The sequence below is a fragment of the Kitasatospora sp. NPDC093558 genome (genome assembly GCF_040683475.1).
In the GTDB taxonomy this organism is placed as follows: domain Bacteria; phylum Actinomycetota; class Actinomycetes; order Streptomycetales; family Streptomycetaceae; genus Kitasatospora.
The window spans coordinates 1-16,500 of sequence record NZ_JBFBDY010000073.1; the positions used below are offsets into that span (position 1 = coordinate 1).

At 72.0% G+C, this 16,500-nt stretch carries 15 protein-coding genes and 1 pseudogene; 8 read left to right on the forward strand and 8 right to left on the reverse strand.

Going from position 1 to position 16,500, the window contains the following annotated elements; genetic code table 11:
• Window positions 1–209 precede the first annotated feature (209 nt).
• The 5 genes and pseudogenes from AB0O00_RS10790 to AB0O00_RS10810 all read right to left on the reverse strand — a co-directional run bounded on the left by AB0O00_RS10790 (window position 210) and on the right by AB0O00_RS10810 (window position 5,497).
• Window positions 210–1,649: a hypothetical protein gene (locus tag AB0O00_RS10790; RefSeq protein WP_363650302.1), complete on the reverse strand. Its 1,440-nt coding sequence runs from the start codon at window positions 1,647–1,649 to the stop codon at window positions 210–212.
• Window positions 1,646–3,337 carry a DEAD/DEAH box helicase gene (locus AB0O00_RS10795; protein WP_363650328.1) on the reverse strand — a complete coding sequence of 564 codons (1,692 nt, stop codon included), beginning with the start codon at window positions 3,335–3,337 and terminating at the stop codon, window positions 1,646–1,648. The genes AB0O00_RS10790 and AB0O00_RS10795 overlap by 4 nt, the downstream gene beginning before the upstream one ends.
• A 21-nt stretch (window positions 3,338–3,358) precedes the next feature.
• A pseudogene (locus AB0O00_RS10800) lies at window positions 3,359–3,625 on the reverse strand (HNH endonuclease signature motif containing protein); the annotation flags it as partial.
• Between the two features lie 678 nt (window positions 3,626–4,303).
• On the reverse strand, window positions 4,304–4,879 hold the full coding sequence (locus AB0O00_RS10805; RefSeq protein WP_363650303.1) for a hypothetical protein: 576 nt from the start codon (window positions 4,877–4,879) through the stop codon (window positions 4,304–4,306).
• A gap of 126 nt (window positions 4,880–5,005) precedes the next feature.
• The gene (locus tag AB0O00_RS10810) at window positions 5,006–5,497 is read right to left on the reverse strand and encodes a hypothetical protein (protein ID WP_363650305.1); all 492 of its coding nucleotides are present in this window, start codon (window positions 5,495–5,497) and stop codon (window positions 5,006–5,008) included.
• 462 nt (window positions 5,498–5,959) lie between these two features.
• Here AB0O00_RS10810 and AB0O00_RS10815 point away from each other — a divergent pair, with 462 nt between their 5' ends.
• The 6 genes from AB0O00_RS10815 to mug all read left to right on the forward strand — a co-directional run bounded on the left by AB0O00_RS10815 (window position 5,960) and on the right by mug (window position 12,198).
• Entirely contained in the window at window positions 5,960–7,387 is a 1,428-nt protein-coding gene (locus AB0O00_RS10815) for an APC family permease (protein WP_363650330.1), read from the forward strand.
• On the forward strand, window positions 7,384–7,821 hold the full coding sequence (locus AB0O00_RS10820; RefSeq protein ID WP_363650306.1) for a hypothetical protein: 438 nt from the start codon (window positions 7,384–7,386) through the stop codon (window positions 7,819–7,821). The genes AB0O00_RS10815 and AB0O00_RS10820 overlap by 4 nt, the downstream gene beginning before the upstream one ends.
• 49 nt (window positions 7,822–7,870) lie before the next feature.
• Window positions 7,871–9,241 carry a dipeptidase gene (locus AB0O00_RS10825; RefSeq protein WP_363650308.1) on the forward strand — a complete coding sequence of 457 codons (1,371 nt, stop codon included), beginning with the start codon at window positions 7,871–7,873 and terminating at the stop codon, window positions 9,239–9,241.
• A gap of 222 nt (window positions 9,242–9,463) precedes the next feature.
• A complete protein-coding gene (locus tag AB0O00_RS10830) occupies window positions 9,464–10,543 on the forward strand; it encodes an aminopeptidase P family protein (protein WP_363650332.1) in 1,080 nt (359 codons plus the stop codon).
• Window positions 10,544–10,642: 99 nt separating this feature from the next.
• On the forward strand, window positions 10,643–11,650 hold the full coding sequence (locus AB0O00_RS10835) for a phosphatase PAP2 family protein (RefSeq protein WP_363650310.1): 1,008 nt from the start codon (window positions 10,643–10,645) through the stop codon (window positions 11,648–11,650).
• Window positions 11,647–12,198, forward strand: coding sequence for a G/U mismatch-specific DNA glycosylase (gene mug, locus AB0O00_RS10840; protein ID WP_363650334.1), 552 nt, complete (start codon window positions 11,647–11,649; stop codon window positions 12,196–12,198). The genes AB0O00_RS10835 and mug overlap by 4 nt, the downstream gene beginning before the upstream one ends.
• Here the strand turns inward: mug and AB0O00_RS10845 are convergent.
• Complete coding sequence (locus AB0O00_RS10845) at window positions 12,138–13,097, reverse strand: LysR family transcriptional regulator (RefSeq protein ID WP_363650312.1); 960 nt, start codon at window positions 13,095–13,097, stop codon at window positions 12,138–12,140. The genes mug and AB0O00_RS10845 overlap by 61 nt on opposite strands.
• 148 nt (window positions 13,098–13,245) lie before the next feature.
• On the opposite strand from AB0O00_RS10845, the gene AB0O00_RS10850 reads away from it, so the two are divergent.
• A complete protein-coding gene (locus AB0O00_RS10850; protein WP_363650314.1) occupies window positions 13,246–14,256 on the forward strand; it encodes an NADP-dependent oxidoreductase in 1,011 nt (336 codons plus the stop codon).
• Between the two features lie 7 nt (window positions 14,257–14,263).
• Here the strand turns inward: AB0O00_RS10850 and AB0O00_RS10855 are convergent, their stop codons facing one another.
• Entirely contained in the window at window positions 14,264–15,163 is a 900-nt protein-coding gene (locus AB0O00_RS10855) for a sigma-70 family RNA polymerase sigma factor (RefSeq protein ID WP_363650316.1), read from the reverse strand.
• Between the two features lie 74 nt (window positions 15,164–15,237).
• On the opposite strand from AB0O00_RS10855, the gene AB0O00_RS10860 reads away from it, so the two are divergent.
• Window positions 15,238–15,924: an NAD(P)H-dependent oxidoreductase gene (locus tag AB0O00_RS10860; protein ID WP_363650318.1), complete on the forward strand. Its 687-nt coding sequence runs from the start codon at window positions 15,238–15,240 to the stop codon at window positions 15,922–15,924.
• Here the strand turns inward: AB0O00_RS10860 and AB0O00_RS10865 are convergent.
• A partial coding sequence (locus AB0O00_RS10865; RefSeq protein ID WP_363650320.1) for a M56 family metallopeptidase occupies window positions 15,921–16,500 on the reverse strand: 580 nt, incomplete at its 5' end. The genes AB0O00_RS10860 and AB0O00_RS10865 overlap by 4 nt on opposite strands.

A 16,500-nucleotide genomic window follows, 5' to 3' on the forward strand; every position in this document is an offset into this window, starting at 1 on the left:
GGGGGTCCGGTGTGGGGGGGTCCGCCCGCTCGCGCGTCGCTCACCCCAACGGAGCTTCCGTCTATCCGGCCACACCCCCCGATGGCCAGCCACTTCACAAGATCACGCTGACCTTGCAACAGCCCTGGCCATCGGCCTGCCCTGCCACCAGTCCGAGCAACCGAAACGGCCCGCCAGATGAACCGACGGACCGTCACGACGGATCGAGGCTAGACCGCTCGTAGGTGGGTGGGCTTCTCATCCACCACAAGGGCAGCAAGATCATTAACCTGCCGCTGGAGTTCGGTCAGTTTCGTCCGAAGCTCGTCGTCAGCAACAGCCGCCAAGTCATCCGGGTCAATTGCCTGAATGCTCTTGGCAGTGGTGCTCAGCGCCTTCGAGAACCTAGTGCGCTGCTCGCGAAGCTGGACATCCGGGTCTGCCTCGACGATCTGAGTCGTCAGCATCTGAACGGTCTCGTACGCCTCCGCAACTGCCTCTGGCGTAGCTTGCGGGTCGTCCACCACAGCTAGGAGCTTCGCAGCCTTTTCTCGCGCCTTCGAAGGCAGTTCGAGTGTCTGGCCAGCCGGCGTCCGCACCCTTCCCTCATCCGCTACGTGGCGGACGTACTCGGCGCGCTCAGCTTTCCGGGCCTCGACTGCACTCTCCTTACGGAAGACCGGATCACGGGCGATGGTCCGGGCCAGAGCGACACGCAGTTCACCATCGTTGCGAGCGCGTTCCAACAGTGCGGTTCGCGCAGCTTCGGCAGTGCTCGCATCCGCCAGGATCGCGGCCTTCATCGCCCCGGGGCTCCCTGCCGCATAGATCACCTTCCGGACGCTGATACCCGCCTCTTTTGCGCCAGCTACCAACGCCTCGGCCCGGTCCGGGTTGACCCGACCGGCGGTGAAGCACTCTGCCCACGTCTTGGCGTCCGGAAGCACCACGTCTACGCCTGGCTTGAGCTGGTCAAATCCGGGAAGGCCGTGCTTCTCGACCCCCTTCTCCCAAGCCCGGTAGTAACGCATGACACGGGGCGTCGCCCAACCAATGCGGCGCGCGAATTCCGCCGGAGACACCTTCTCGACCGAGCTACCGTCAACCGCGCCACGTCGATCGCTCTCCTGCCCCCCTTCGCCCCTGCTCAACTCCACGTTCCGGGCGACCTTCAACGCCCAAACCCAGCCGCCGGACTTCCCCACTGTCCTCAACTCAAGCGCGTCACGGTCCACCGGGTTCGCGAGGTCGAGGCTGGGCTCTTCCGCCCGAGAGGCCGCCTCTAGATCGTCGGAAGGATCACGCCATAGCGGTTCTTGGACAGCGTCGATCGGCTCAGCTGAAAGCGACTGCTGCTGAAGGTCGGCAACCGTGCGACCAAGCTGCTCGGCGACCAGGCTGATGGTTTCGTCGTCGTCTGCGATTAGACGCACAAGCGCGTCAATGCTGTACCCCAGCCCTCGGGTCGGCTTGGCGGTCACGAACGACTCGAAGGACGTGTGCGTAACTTGCTCACCGCGAGGGGTAGTGAAGTTTCGCCACGATCCTTCCTCGATCACCTGACGGACCAACCCGGGAACGGATTCCATGCCGTTCAGGGTGGACCGCATGGATGAACTGAGCGCATTGACCAAAACCGCGTTCCCAGCAGGGGTGTGGATCTCGTTCATTTCTTCTGTTCCTCCTTGATCGCATCGTCGAGCACCGCCAGGCGCTTCTTAAGCTGGTCAAGGGTTGCGATCTTGACGTTGTTATTGAGATTCTCGTTCAGCTCGTTGTTGATGTGCGCGTATGGGCGGTTCGTAATGAGTGCCAGTCGAGCGACCTTCCTGTGGATTAGCTTCCGCAGGGCGGTCTTCTGATCTCCGAGGGTCTCCTCTTCCTTGCCAGTAGCACGCTGCTCAGGGAGCACCATGTCGCCGTGGAACTTCCCAGCGGAGCTCAGAAACCCGGCTGCCCATTCAGCAGTCACACCCATCGGGGTCGCCCCAAACTGATCCAGCATAGTCTGGGCGCGGTCCAGCTCTTCGGTGGTGAACTTGGAGCCATTGGCGATGGTCGCGTGGTGAGTCGCCGCCGAGGAGCCGACTGTCTCATATGCAGGGAAGATACCGTCGCCGGCACCATGGTTGTCCTGCCCCTCGCGAACCTTCTTCTCCTGGTCGGCCAGTACCGCATCAACCGTCTTCTCGATGTCCTGCGCATACGCGATAAGGACATCGATCGATGGAATGAACAACCGTGCCGTCGTGGGGTCGTCCTCGCCTCGCAACCGAACGAATCGTCCAACGACCTGGGTGAAGAACATCCGTGTCCGCACTCGGGAGGCGTAGACGCCGACACCCAGGCGAGGAATGTCGACCCCCTCAGCAATCATCTGTACAGCGATGATCCAGGGCGCAGCCCCCCTGGCGAAATCCTTGATGACATCGGAGGCATTCGGTTCATCGGAGATGGCGACTGGGATAGGAGCACCCACGATCCGTTCGAGGATCTTGGCGTAGGCGTTCGCGGCGAACTGATCGCTGGCGATCACCAAGCCGCCAGCATCCGGGGTGTCAATGCGCATCCGCAGGAGAGCACTGTGGGCCTCCACCAGCACAGAGGGAATCCACTCGCCGTTGGGGTCGAGGGCGGCCTTCAGCGCCGGAGGCACCTCGTCCTTGTCAGCCTCGCTCAGGTCAACAGAGATGACAGACATCTGTCCGGCGCGACGCCACTTCGACTCCCCGTCCATCGCCGGGAAAACCGCTGGCCGGACGACCCCGCCATCAGCAAGGGCCATACCATAGTCGTAGTTGTAGCTCGGCGCGGCGCGGCGCTCTTCGTCGTACTTGACGAACGGAATCGCTTTCCCGTCCGTACGGAACGGCGTGCCGGAAAGCAGGAGGCGCCGGGTCGCGTGCTCGAACGAATCCTTCAGGGCTTCGCCCCAAACCAGATCTTCGCCGTCGCCTGCGTGGTGGATCTCATCGAAGATCACGAGCGTGTGCTTCACAGCGCTGAGCCTCTGCCAGAGGAGCGGGGCGGAGGCGATGGCCTGGTAGGTCACGACGACGCCGTCGAAGTCGCCGGCGACTGCGCCGTTCTTGTTCACAAAGACATGGTCGAGCTTGACTCCCTTCCGCGCTCCAGCCTCGGCCCACTGGCGACGCAGGTGCTTGGTGGGGACGACGACCACGATGTTCGTGATGACGCTGCGCTCAATGAGATCCTTGGCGATGGTCAGAGCGAAGGTGGTCTTTCCGGCCCCGGGAGTAGCGACTACGAGGAAGTTACCGTTCTCGCCGCCGTTGCGGGAGTGGTAGCGCTCGCGGGCTTCCTGCTGCCAGTCGCGGAGGTCGGAGGCGTTCGCCATTGAGTTCGGTCCCTTCTGCAAGTTGCACCTTGGGCAGAGCGCCTGCCCATTGATCACATCGGTCGGGCCGCCCTTGGACCACGGCTCCACGTGGTCCCCATGCCACCCAGGCTCCAACTCCAAGCCGCAGTTGACGCAGCGCCCATCGGCCGCGAGGAACAGTGCAACTCGTTCCGCACTGTTGAACGATCGGCGGCGGTCGCGGGACTCTTCGGAGACTCCTGCCATAACGTCGGAGGGTATCGGCCTGCTCCGACAATCGGCGCCGCATCGAGGAGAATTGACCATCCATCGCCACCACTTCGGGGAACATCAGCCGTGATCACCATCGCCAGCTGCGCCCCTGCCACACAGGACCTCGATGAAGGGATGGGATCCGCGGGATGGGCATGGGCGCCGGTATCCGCTGCTCGCGCTGGTCAGGGTGGCGGCCTGCGCGGTGGTGGCCGGGGCCCGTTCGTGCGCGGCGATCGGCCAGTGAGCGGCGGGTTCCGCAGCACACGCTGGAGCGGCTGGGGCTTCCGTCGCGCGGTGTGCTGGGTGTGCGGCCGGCGGCGTCCATGGAAACCGTGCGCCGTGTGGCCGAGAGGGTCCGCTCTGGCGCGGCGCGGAGCCGAAGGCCATCCGGCGCAGCCTTACCCTCCCCCAGCACCAGCGAACACGCCGCACAGAAGGCGCGAGCGACATGCCTCCGCTGGTGCACGGCACTGACGAGCCGTGCAAGACGAGGGCACATCCAGGGCACATGCGGGCGGAAAACGGCGCTGACCAGTGAAAACTCGTGACATGAGTTTTCACTGGTCAGCGCCATGATCGCCACAAAATTGCAGGTCAGCGCGACGCTCGTGCAGTACGTGAACTACCGCTGACGCCCGTCGGCCGGTCCACGGCGGCACGGCGAAGGCCCCGGTCCTGGGTGCGGGACCGGGGCCTTCGTCGTGGTGCGGCGCGGCACCACCGGTGGGATCAGCCGGCGGTGGGGTGGGGGTGGACGGTGGTGCGGGCCGCCGCGGAGTCGGCCAGGGCCTCGGCCTTGGCCTTCAGGGAGGCAAGCTGCTCGTTCACGTCCTGGGTGGCCGTGGACGGGAGCTTCGGCGGGGACGGAGGCGTCACCGGGGGCACGGTCACCGGCAGCGAGGGCAGCGACGGGGGCGCCGGCAGCGAGCCGAGCAGGCCCGACAGGAGGTTGGTGACGGTCGTCAGCAGCTCGCCCACGACGCCGGGGACGGAGGAGGTCAGGCCCGACAGCAGACCGGTGACCGTCTTGATGATGTCGCCGAGGGTGCCGGACAGGTCGGGGGTGGCGGGGAGGGCCGGAACGCTCGGGGCGGGGACGCTGGGGACCGGAACGCTCGGGACCGGAACGCTCGGGACGGGGACGCTGGGGACCGGGACGCTCGGGAGCGGGTCCGCGACCGGGGCCGAGACGACGGGGGTACGGGGGGCCGCGGCGCCGTTGCCCGCGGCGATGGCCGGTGCCGAGACGACCGGTGTCAGCGCGAGGGCTGCGGTCAGCGCGGCGGCCATCCAGGTGGCACGCATGGGTACTGCTTCCTCTCAGTGCGAGTCGGGCGGGATCGCCTGACTCACACCGTGGGGCAGCCCCCCGGACGCAGCCACCGCACGTACGCCGAACGGTGGCGCGGCGGCCCGTGCCACCGGCGTGGCTCAACCCGCCGTCACCGCCCAGCCGTCGGTGCTGCGGTGGGCGCCGAGGCCGACCGCGTCGAACTCGTCCGTCCGCTCCCCCTCCGCCCTCGCGCCGAGCTGCCGCAGGGCCCGGGAGATCGGGCTGCCGTCCGGTGCGAAGGGCTCGAACGCACTGGTGAGCGGCCCGAGTTCGAGCCGGCCGTCGGACCACACGGCGGCGCGCTGCGTACCGGTGCCACCGAAGAAGTCGGCCTCGACGCAGGCGATCGGGCCCGCCTTGGACCAGGCCGCGAGCCGCAGTTCGAAGCCCTCGGGGTGCCAGGCGAAACCCGCGCCGCCGTCGGACTTGCCCTCGTCACCGCCGGAGCGGAAGGCGGACAGGAACGCGGGAGTGGCCGGGATCAGCGCCAGCCCCTGGGCGAGCGGCGCCACCCGGGCGACCGGCACCTCGGCCGCCGCCACCGTCAGCAGCTCCAACGGGCCGATCAGCGCCTGGAGTTCATACGACATGCCGGACATCGTGTCTCACGGCGCCGACAACCGGCCCGGAATTTATGATTCCGTGCCCGTCCGGAGTCCGCACAGGTGCCCGAACTCCCCCACCCGGCCCCTCGCCCAGCCCCGCGCCCGACCCCCGCCCGAGCCCCCGCAGGCCCCCGCCCGGCCTCGCGCGCCCGGCCCCGCACCACCGCACACCGGCACGCCGACGGGCCGATGCGCGGTCACCCGGGCGGGCGCGCGCCGCATGCGGCGCTCCGGGCAGACGGGTGAACTGGCCGGGTACGGCCCGCCCCGGAGCCCGCCCCGGAGCCCGCCCCCGGAGCCCGTACCAGGACGAGGCCCCCGTACCGGAGGAGGACCCGGATGAGTTCCACGGACGCGCCCTCACCCCACCCGGACGGCCCACGCGCCGGCCCCGCCACCCGGGAGCGCGGCGGAGCGGTGGCCGCCCGGGTCGCCGCCGCCCCGCGGATGTCCTGGCTGACGCTCGCCCTGATGACGACCAGCTCGGTCGCCAGCCTGCGGTCCGCCCCGACCATGGCCGTCTACGGCCTGGCCTGCGTCTTCCTCTACCTCGTCCCGGCGCTCGTGTTCCTGCTGCCGACCGCGCTGGTCTCCGCCGAGCTGGCGTCCGGCTGGGACGGCGGCGTCTACCGCTGGGTGTCGGAGGGCCTGTCGAAGCCGCTCGGCTTCCTCGCCGTCTGGTGCCAGTTCGCGATGACGATCTTCTACTACCCGTCCCTGCTGGCCTACGTCGCCTCCACGATCGCGTACGTGGTGAACCCGAGGCTGGCCGGCAACGGCCCGTACACCGCCCTGGTGATCATGGTGCTGTACTGGACCGGCGTCTGGGTCTCCTCGCGCGGGACGAAGGCGGTGGCCGGCCTCTCCTCGATGGGCCTGGTGATCGGCACGCTGATCCCCGGCACGCTGCTCGTGGTGCTCGGCTTCGTCTTCCTCGGCGAGGGCAACGCCTCCGCCGCGCCGATGGACGGCGCGCACCTGTTCCCGCAGTGGACCGGCCTGGCCAGCCTCGTGCTGATCGTCAACAACTTCCTCAGCTACTCCGGCATGGAGATGAACGCGGTGCACGTCTCCTCGCTGCGCGACCCGGCCCGGGAGTTCCCGCGCTCGATGTTCACCGCCTCCGGGATGGTCCTGGCGATCTTCATCCTGCCCGCGCTCGCGATCAGCTGGGTGGTGCCGTCCAGCGAACTGAGCCTGACGGCCGGCGTCATGCAGGCCTTCGACGCCTTCTTCCAGTACTTCGGCGTCGGCCGGCTCACCCCGGTCATCGCGGTGGCGCTGATCGCGGCCTCGCTCGGCGGCATGCTCACCTGGCTCGCCGGGCCGTCCAAGGGCCTGCTCATGATCGCCCGACAGGAGGGTTACCTGCCGCCGTTCCTGCAGCGCCTCAACAAGGAGGGCGTGCAGCAGAACCTCCTGGTCACCCAGGGCGTGGTCACCACGGCGATCGCCCTCCTGTACGCCCTGATCCCGAACGTCTCCAGCGTCTACTGGATCTTCTCGGTCATCACCACGCAGGTGTACCTGATCGTCTACCTGCTGATGTTCGCCGCCGCGATCCGGCTGCGCCGCACCCAGCCCGACCACCCGCGCGGCTACCGCGCCCCCGCGCTGGTCCCGATGTGCGTGATCGGCCTGCTCTCCTCGGCCGCCGCGATGGCGATCGGCTTCGTGCCGTCCTCGCAGTTCGGCAGCGGCAGCGTGTGGTCGTACGTCGGGATCGTCGGCGGGGGCCTGCTCGTGCTCGGGCTGCTGATCCCGTACCTGTTCCTGCGGCTGCGGAAGCCGGGGTGGCGATCCCCGGACGCGGCGGCCGAGTTGGCGGCTCAGGAATCCGCCGAACTGCGCGACGCCGAAGGAGGTGCGGCATGACGGCCAATCCGATGGCCTCCCGGCACCGCTGGATCTACCTGGGCTCGATCGTCCTGCTGGTCGCGATGCTGGTCACCGGGCTGCTCTCGTTCACGCAGTTGCACGCCACCGACCTCGCGAACCGGAAGGCCAAGCAGCTGTCCGACGCGCTGAGTTCGGCCGGCTACCCGGTGCCGACGCAGGACCAGATCGTGCGCACCCTCGGCGAGGACGGCGGCGCCGTGTGCGACGACCCGTCGAACGCGCTGACCCAGGCGCAGTGGAAGTACGGCATGTCCAACGGCGCCGGCGGGCCGGGCCAACGGCCGGTGCTCTCCGACCGCGAGATCGTGCGGGCCGAGGCGATCGTGCTCTCGGTGTACTGCCCGGACAAGCTCGCCGCCGTCCAGGACCGGATCGACGGCTTCGACCTGCGCGACACCGTCCGCAAGTAGCCGCCCGCACCGGGCGACCGCCACCCGCACCCAGCCCACGGGAGCCCGAATGACCGACGAACTCGCCATCCGTGTATCGGGGTTGATGCCACGGGCCAAGGCCGACCTGGCCGAGCTGGTGGCGATCCCCTCCGTCGCCGACCCCCGGCAGTACCCGCCGGAGCACTGCCGGGAGGCCGCCGAGTGGGTCGCCGCCGCCTTCACCGAGGCCGGCCTGCGCGACGTCCACCTGGACGAGACCCCGGACGGCAGCCTCGCCGTGATCGGCCACCGCCCGCCCCCGCCCGGCGCGCCGACCGTCCTGCTCTACTGCCACTACGACGTCCAGCCCCCGCTCGACGAATCCGCCTGGGCCTCCAAGCCGTTCGAGCTCACCGAGCGCGACGGCCGCTGGTACGGGCGCGGCGCCGCCGACTGCAAGGGCAACATCGTCATGCACCTCACCGCGCTGCGGGCGCTCGGCGAGGACGTCCCGGTCGGCCTCAAGCTCGTCGTCGAGGGCTCCGAGGAGCAGGGCACCGGCGGCCTGGAGCAGTACGTGCCGCCGCACGCCGGGGAGTTGCACGCGGACGCGCTGCTGATCTGCGACACCGGCAACGCCGCCGTCGGCGTGCCGACCGCCACCACCTCGCTGCGCGGCGTCACCAACGTCGTCGTCACCGTCGGGGCGCTGCGCGGCGACCTGCACTCCGGCATGTTCGGCGGCGCCGCCCCGGACGCGCTCGCCGCGCTCGTCCGGATGCTCGACTCGCTGCGCGACGCCGACGGCGGCACCCGGATCGACGGCCTGGACTGCACCGGCACGTGGACCGGCGCCGGCTACGACGAGGAGCGGTTCCGCGCCGACGCCGGCGTGCTGGACGGCGTCCGGCTGACCGGCTCCGGCACCGTCGCCGACCGGCTCTGGGCCCGCCCCGCCGTCACCGTCCTCGGCATCGACTGCCCGCCCGTGGTCGGCTCGGCCGCCGCCGTCCCGGCCACCGCCCGGGCCCGGGTGAGCCTGCGGGTGCCGCCCGGGACCGACGCGCGCGCGGCGCAGGACGCGCTGATCGCGCACCTGGAGGCCGCCGCGCCCTGGGGCGTCGTGGTGGACGTCGAACGGGAGGGCGCCGGCTCGCCGTTCCGCGCGGAGACCGCCGGGCCCGCGTACGGCGCGCTCGACCGGGCGATGCGGGAGGTCTACGGCCGGCCGATGTCCTTCCTCGGCCAGGGCGGCTCGATCCCGCTCTGCAACGTCCTCGCCACGACCTACCCCGAGGCGGAGATCATCCTGATGGGCGTCGAGGAGCCGCGCTGCCTGATCCACGCGCCGAACGAGAGCGTCGACCCGGGCGAGATCGAGCACATGGCCCACGTCGAGGCGCTCTTCCTGCGGCACTTCGCCGACGCCTGGCGTCCGGGGCCGCGTCCCGAAGCGTGACGGTGTCCCGAGGCATGACGGTGTCCCGAAGCATGACAGTGTGCCGAGGCATGACGGTGTCCCGGGCGGCCCGCCTCCGGCGGAACCCCGGCCCGCGGCACCGGTTCTCGGCCCGTGACGCGGCCCCGGACGCGTGATGGAGTGCCAGACAGCAGCCCGTCCGGACCTTGAGGAGGAAGACCCGTGCCCCGACCCTTCACCACCGAGGACTACCGCGCCCGGATGGCCCGCGCCACCGCCGACGCGGCCGCCGCCGGACTGGCCGGACTGGTCGTCGCCCCCGGCCCCGACCTGGTCTACCTGTGCGGCTACCAGCCCACCGCGATCACCGAACGCCTCACCGCCCTCGTCCTCGCCGCCGGCCGCGAGCCCGCGCTGGTCGTCCCCCGGCTGGAGCGCCCGGACGCCGAGAAGGCGGCCGGCGCCCCGGCCGTCCGGCTGCTCGACTGGAGCGACGGCGCGGACCCGTACGCCACCGCCGGCCCGCTGCTCGACCCGGCCGGGCGGTACGGCATCTCCGACAACGCGTGGGCCATGCACCTGCTCGGCCTGCAGGGCGCGCTGCCCGGCACCGGGTTCACCTCGCTCACCGCGAGCCTGCCGATGCTGCGCGCGGTCAAGGACGCCGACGAGCTGGAGCGCCTGGCCGCGGCCGGCGGCGCCGCGGACGCCGCCTACCGGGGCGTCCTGGAGGTCGGGTTCGCCGGGCGCCGGGAGACCGACGTCGCCGCCGACCTGGGCGCGCTGCTCATCCAGTACGGCCACAGCCAGGTCGACTTCACCGTCGTCGGTTCCGGCCCCAACGGCGCGAACCCGCACCACGAGGCCGGGGAGCGGGTGATCGAGCGGGGTGACACCGTCGTGCTCGACTTCGGCGGCCTCAAGGACGGCTACGGCTCGGACACCACCCGGACGGTCCACGTCGGCACCGACGTCCCGGCCGAGGTGCGCACGGTCCACGCCGTCGTCCGGCACGCCCAGCAGACGGCGTTCGAGGCCGTCCGCCCCGGCGTCACCTGCCAGGAGATCGACCGGATCGCCCGCCGGGTGATCACCGAGGCCGGCTACGGCGAGTACTTCATCCACCGCACCGGCCACGGCATCGGCATCACCACGCACGAGCCGCCGTACCTCGTCGAGGGCGAGGAGCAGCCGCTGGTACCGGGCATGTGCTTCTCGATCGAGCCCGGGGTCTACCTGCCGGGACGCTTCGGGGTGCGGATCGAGGACATCGTCACCGTCACGCCGACCGGCGGGCGGCGGTTCAACAACACCCCGCACGCGCTCGGCATCGTCTCCTGAACCGGCGGCCCTAACGACCCACTACGGGTAGGACTTTCTTAAGATCCGGTCATCGTTCGTCAAGGCTCCTCCCAGCTTGCGCCGCTAGTTTCGGCGGGCATGACCAACCTGCTGCGGGCGGCCCCACCACCACGACTCGTGCGGGCCGGGCGGCCCGGTCCGGCGGGCGTGGCGGCCAGACTCCGGCCTCTGCGGCCCCTGCGGCTCCTGGCCTGGCCGCTCTACCTGGCGGCCCTCGCCTGGTACGTGCGCGGCAACGGCCTGCCGTCCGCCAACGACGTGGTCTTCTGCTGGCTGATCGGCGCCCTGCTGACCGCCGCCGTGCACAGCGGGCACGGCCCCCGCGGCTTCCTCCTGGTCCTGCGCGACTGGGTGCCGGTCATGGCCGCGGTCTGGACGTACTCGCTGCTGCGCGGCTACGGCGCCCACACCCCGTGGGCGCCGCACTGGCTGCCGCAACTGGACGCCGACCAAGTGCTCGGCTTCGGCCGGACCTGGACCGTCCGGCTGCAGCACGCGCTCTACACGCCCGGATCCCCGCACTGGTACGACTACGCGGCGGTCACGGTCTACCTCTCGCACTTCTTCCTGGTCTTCGTGATCCTCGCGGTGCTCTGGCGGCGCGACCACGCGCGGTACGTCCGGCTGCTCACCTGCTACCTCGTGCTGACCTTCGCCGGCTTCGCGACCTACCTGCTCTACCCGGCCGACCCGCCGTGGCTGGTCGCCCAGGAGGGCCACCTGCCCGAGGTCACCCGGGTGGTGTCCGCGGTGCTCACCGACATCGGGCTGCCGCAGGCGCAGTCCGTCTTCGAGAACGGCAGCCAGTTCGCCAACGACGTCGCCGCGATGCCCTCGCTGCACTCCGCCTACCCGGCGATGCTGCTGTTCTTCTTCTGGCCGACCGCCCGGCCCTGGCTGCGCGCGCTGCTCGTCGCCTATCCGCTCGCGATGGCCTTCACGCTGGTGTACGGCGCCGAGCACTTCATCGTCGACATCCTGGCCGGCTGGACGTACGCGGCCGTGGTGGTTTTCGGCCTCCGGTGGTTCCACTCCCGCCGGACTGGGCGCGCGCACGAGCGGGCAGACTTGGCCGGGTGCAGATAACGCCCGCGAAGCCCACCGCCGAACAGCTCCTCGCCGCCAAGGACACCACCATCCCGGACGTCACCGGGCCCGGCCTGCGGGTCCTGTTCTGCGGCATCAACCCCGGCCTGTGGTCCGGCGCCACCGGCCACCACTTCGCCCGCCCCGGCAACCGCTTCTGGCCCGCCCTGCACCGCTCCGGCTTCACCGACCGCCAGTACCGGCCGGACGAGCAGGGCGAGCTCCCCGCCCTCGGCCTCGGCATCACCAACGTCGCCCCGCGCACCACCGCCAAGGCCGACGAACTGACCGCCGACGAACTGCGCGAGGGCGGCGCCGCACTGCGCGAGCGCGTGCTGCGGCTGCGCCCGCGCGTCCTCGCCGTCCTCGGCATCGGCGCCTACCGGACGGCCTTCGGCGCGCGGAAGGCCGCGATCGGTCGGCAGCCGGAGGGCATCGGCGGGACGGAGGTGTGGGTGCTGCCGAACCCGAGCGGGCTCAACGCGCACTACACGCTGGACGCGCTGGCGGCGGAGTTCCGCACGCTGCGGGAGGCGCTGGAGGACTGACCGGCCGCCACCAACCCCTCCGGCAGCGGTCCGGCGCGCAGCTCGCGGATCAGCGCCCGGACGGCGGCCGTCCCGGCCAGCTCGGGCGTGGTCACGTACCCGACCGACCGGCTGGGCGGGCGCGGCCCCAGGTCGGTGACGGCGAGGCCGGCCGGGGCGCCGAGCAGCGTGGTCCTGGGCATGATCGCCATGCCGAGGCCCTGGGAGACCAGCGAGACGGCCACCGAGTCGTCCTCGACGTCGATCGTCGCGGCCGGGATCCAGTCCTGCCGCTGCCACCAGTCCCGGGTGTAGGAGCCGCAGTTCTCGTCCCAGTCGACCAGCGGCAGCTCGCGCGGCGACCGGTGGCCCGCCGGGTGCGCGAGCGCGTACGTCTCCTCGAACAGGCGCGCCGAGACCAGGCCGGGGACGGGCGGCGGGCCACCGCCGTCGAGGGTGGCGAGCCCGAGGTCGGCGCGGCCGTCGGCGACCTCGCCGGCCGTGCCGCGGCCGAGCTCCCGGACGATCCGCACCTGCGGCGTCAGCCCGGGGTGGCGGGCGACCAGCCGGGCCAGGACGGGCGGCAGCACGTGCGCGGCGACGCTCCGGAAGGCGGCGATCCGCAGCGGTCCCGCCACCTCCTCGACCGCCGCGCCCGCGCCCCGCACCTCGGGGCCCATCGCCGCCATCAGCCGGAGGATCCTGCGGGCGTACGCTACTGCCCGCGCGCCGGCGTCCGTGGGGCGTGCGCCGTGGCGCCCGCGGTCGAAGAGCACCGCGCCGAGCTTCCCCTCGCAGGCGCGCACGGCGTGCGAGACGGCGGACTGGGTGGTCCCCAGGCGTGCGGCGGCCGCGGTGAAGCTCTGCTCCTCCTCGACGGCGACCAGGATCCGCAGCTCGTGCGGGGCGAGATCGGTCATGCCGGCGAATCTACCGGCATCCATCGAATCCGTTCATGGAAGCCCTCGTTCCATCGCCGCGGACCCCTGCCCGGCCGCTCGCCCGCTCCCTACGGTGATCACATCCGCCCCACCGAAGAGCCCCCACCGAAGAGCCCGGAGCCCACCGATGACCCGCCCCGCCGTCCACGCCGTCCACCTGGTCTCCCGCCCCACCGGCGCCCCCACCGCGGCGAACTTCGCCTTCGTCGAGGAGACGGCCCCCGCGCTCGCCGACAGCCAGGCCCTGGTCGAGAACATCCACCAGTCCGTCGACCCGTACATGCGCGAGCTGATGGACGAGGGCGGCTGGGAGCTGAACGCCCCGCTGGAGGGCCGCACCCTCGGCCGGGTCGTGGAGTCCCGCACCACCGCGCTGCCGGTCGGCGCCCTCGTCTTCCACCGCAAGGCCTGGCGCACCCACTCCGTCGTCACCGCCGACGAGGCCAACCGGCTGCCCGACTTCGCGGGCGTCCCGCTCAGCGCCCACCTGGGCGTGCTCGGCGGCACCGGCCTGTCCGCATGGGTGGGCCTGACCAGGATCGCCCGGCTCCGGCCCGACGAGACCGTCTTCATCTCGGCCGCGGCCGGCGGCGTCGGCACCGCGGCCGGCCAGTTCGCCCGGCTGCTCGGCGCCGGCCGCGTGATCGGCAGCACCGGCTCGGCCGCCAAGGCCGCGCACCTCACCGACCGGCTCGGCTTCGACGCCGCGTTCGACTACCACGACGGCCCGATCGCCGACCGCCTGCGCGAGGCCGCCCCCGACGGCCTGCACGTCTACCTGGACAACGTCGGCGGCGACCACCTGGCGGCGGCCATCGACGTGCTGTGCGAGCGCGGCCGGATCGCGTGGTGCGGCGCGGTCGCCCAGTACGACCACGCCCACAACCCGCCCGCGGCGCCGCGCAACCTCTACGACATCGTCGGCAAGAGCCTGCGCCTGGAGGGCTTCCTGGTCCGCGACCACCTCGACGCCCGCCCCGGCCTGTACGACTTCGCCGTCCCGCACCTGCGCTCGGGCGCGCTGATCCCGGACGAGACCGTCGTCCAGGGCTTCGACCACGTCGTGGACGCCTTCCTCGGCATGCTGCGCGGCGCCAACACCGGCAAGATGATCGTCCAGCTCGCCGACGAAGCCTGAGTCCGGCTCAGGGCAGCAGCGCCAGCTCCAGTGCGGCCAGCCGAGCCGGGTCGGCGACCACCTCGTACCCGGCCACCAGGCCGTCCGCGACCGCCACGCGCAGCACCAGCCGCAGCCGCCCTCCCGGGGCGATCAGGATGCCGGGCACGCCGTCGACCAGGGCCACCGCGCCGAAGCGGGCCCGGCGGCCGAAGACCGTCGTCTCCCCCGCGACGGCGAGCGCGCCGCGCGCGACCGGGGAGCGCCCGGCGGGCAGCGCGGCCGGATCGGCCCGGCGGACGACGTCCGGCGCGAGGACGGCCAGCAGGTCGTCCAGGTCCCCGCCACGCGCGGCGGCCAGGAAGGCCTCCACGACCCGCCGGTGCCCGGCCAGGCGCTCCGGCGGCTCGACCGCCGTCCCGCGCACCCGCTGCCGGGCCCGGCTGGCCAGTTTCTTGGCGGCCACCGGCGTCCGGCCGACGATCGGCGCGATCTGCTCGAACGGCACCGCGAAGCCGTCGTGCAGCACGAAGGCGACGCGTTCGGCCGGGCCCAGCCGGTCCAGCACCACGAGCAGCGCCCGGCCGACCGACTCGACCAGCAGCGCCTCCCGCTCGGGGTCCCCGGCCTCGGCCCCCGCCCCGGACGGCGCAGCCTCCGGCATCGCCTCGTCGGCCGGCTCCTCGCGGCGCACCGCGCGGGCCCGCAGGAGGTCCAGGCAGATCCGGGAGACGACGGTGGTCAGCCAGCCCGGCAGGTTCGTCAGTTCGGCCGGGCCGGTCCGGCCGAGCCGCAGCCAGGCCTCCTGGACGGCGTCCTCCGCCTCGGCCGTCGACCCGAGCATCCGCTGGGCGACCGCCCGCAGCCGCCCGCGCTCGGCCTCGAAGCGCACGGCGAGCGCCTCGTCCAGAAACCCGTCCCGGCTCATCGGTCACCTTTCCTCGGCCCGGCCCGTCACCGGTATGACGTTCCGCCCGACCCCGAGGTGACGAGGAGAGCACCATGACGTCGGCCACCCTGCTCCACCTGGACTCCAGCATCAGCCCGGAGGGCTCGGTCAGCCGCGCCCTGACCGCCCGCTTCGCCGCCGGCTGGCGCGCCCGGCACGGCGCCGCCGCCGTGCACCGGCACCGCGACCTCGTCGCCGACCCGGTGCCCGCGGTGCACGCCGCCTACGACGCCCTCGGCCGCCGCAGCGAACGCAAGGGCGGGCTCGCCCTGGACGACGTCGCCGCGCTGGCGGAAAACCCGGACGAGGAGCACGAGTGGGCGCTGACCCGCCCGCTGATCGGCCAACTGCTCGCCGCGGCGACCCTGTTGGTCGGCTCGCCGATGTACAACTTCACGATCTCCACCGGCCTCAAGGCGTGGATCGACCGGGTCTCCTTCCCCGGCGCCTTCGTCGACGCCGCCACCGGCGCGAAGCTGCTGCGCGACACCCGCGTCGTGGTCGTCGCCGTCCGCGGTGGTGGCTACGGTCCGGGCACCCCACGCGAGCACTTCGACTTCCAGGTCCCGTACCTGCACGCGTACTTCGGCAACCTCGGCGTCGCGGAGGAGAACCTGCACGTCGTCACCGCCGAACTCACCCGGGCAAACGACGTCCCCGCGCTGGACGGCCTCCAGCCGATCGCCGCGGAGTCGCTCGCCCGGGCCGGGGCCACGCTCGACGCACTGGCCGCTGCCTAGAGCGGGGTGACGGCCTTCAGGACGACCAGCAGCGCCACGGCGGCGTTGAGCGCGCACAGCGCCGACGCCGCCGTCCCGGCCGCGGCGACCATCGCGGCCAGGCCCGCCGGGGTCTTCGCCGGCGGCCAGTTGCGGTCGGACGGCACCGGGCCGAGCAGCGCGGCGACCCGCCGCGGCACCGGGCCGGGGGCCGGCGCCGGGGCGGCGAAGGCCGCGAAGCCCGGGGCCGGGACGGGACGCGCGACCAGAGCCGCCCTGGCCACCGCCCGCGCGGTGGTCCGCCGGTCCCCCACCACCTGCGCCGAGTCCTCGTCCGCCCAGCGCTCGGCGCTGAAGGCCACCGCCTCCTGGAGCGGACGCAGGAACGGGTTGACGTTCGCGGCGAGCTGGGTGGCCAGCAGGTAGCGGTGGTGCCGGTGCACCAGGTGCGCCCGCTCGTGCGCGACCAGCGCCTCGCGCTCGTCCTCGGCCAGGCCCTCCAGCATCCCGGTGGACACCACGACCCGCCCCGGCGAACCGGGCAGCGCGTACGCGTACGGGCTGGCGTCCGGCAGCACCGCGAGGTCGGCGTCCGGC

Excerpts from the sequence above, each read along its gene's own strand:
- AB0O00_RS10790 (WP_363650302.1), bottom strand. The coding sequence starts at position 1,649 with ATGAACGAGATCCACACCCCTGCTGGGAACGCGGTTTTGGTCAATGCG.
- AB0O00_RS10855 (WP_363650316.1), bottom strand. The coding sequence starts at position 15,163 with ATGAGCCGGGACGGGTTTCTGGACGAGGCGCTCGCCGTGCGCTTCGAG.
- AB0O00_RS10825 (WP_363650308.1), top strand. The coding sequence starts at position 7,871 with ATGACCGACGAACTCGCCATCCGTGTATCGGGGTTGATGCCACGGGCC.
- AB0O00_RS10815 (WP_363650330.1), top strand. The coding sequence starts at position 5,960 with ATGTCCTGGCTGACGCTCGCCCTGATGACGACCAGCTCGGTCGCCAGC.
- AB0O00_RS10795 (WP_363650328.1), bottom strand. The coding sequence starts at position 3,337 with ATGGCGAACGCCTCCGACCTCCGCGACTGGCAGCAGGAAGCCCGCGAG.
- AB0O00_RS10845 (WP_363650312.1), bottom strand. The coding sequence starts at position 13,097 with ATGACCGATCTCGCCCCGCACGAGCTGCGGATCCTGGTCGCCGTCGAG.
- AB0O00_RS10835 (WP_363650310.1), top strand. The coding sequence starts at position 10,643 with ATGACCAACCTGCTGCGGGCGGCCCCACCACCACGACTCGTGCGGGCC.
- AB0O00_RS10860 (WP_363650318.1), top strand. The coding sequence starts at position 15,238 with ATGACGTCGGCCACCCTGCTCCACCTGGACTCCAGCATCAGCCCGGAG.
- AB0O00_RS10820 (WP_363650306.1), top strand. The coding sequence starts at position 7,384 with ATGACGGCCAATCCGATGGCCTCCCGGCACCGCTGGATCTACCTGGGC.
- AB0O00_RS10830 (WP_363650332.1), top strand. The coding sequence starts at position 9,464 with ATGGCCCGCGCCACCGCCGACGCGGCCGCCGCCGGACTGGCCGGACTG.
- AB0O00_RS10810 (WP_363650305.1), bottom strand. The coding sequence starts at position 5,497 with ATGTCGTATGAACTCCAGGCGCTGATCGGCCCGTTGGAGCTGCTGACG.
- AB0O00_RS10805 (WP_363650303.1), bottom strand. The coding sequence starts at position 4,879 with ATGCGTGCCACCTGGATGGCCGCCGCGCTGACCGCAGCCCTCGCGCTG.
- AB0O00_RS10850 (WP_363650314.1), top strand. The coding sequence starts at position 13,246 with ATGACCCGCCCCGCCGTCCACGCCGTCCACCTGGTCTCCCGCCCCACC.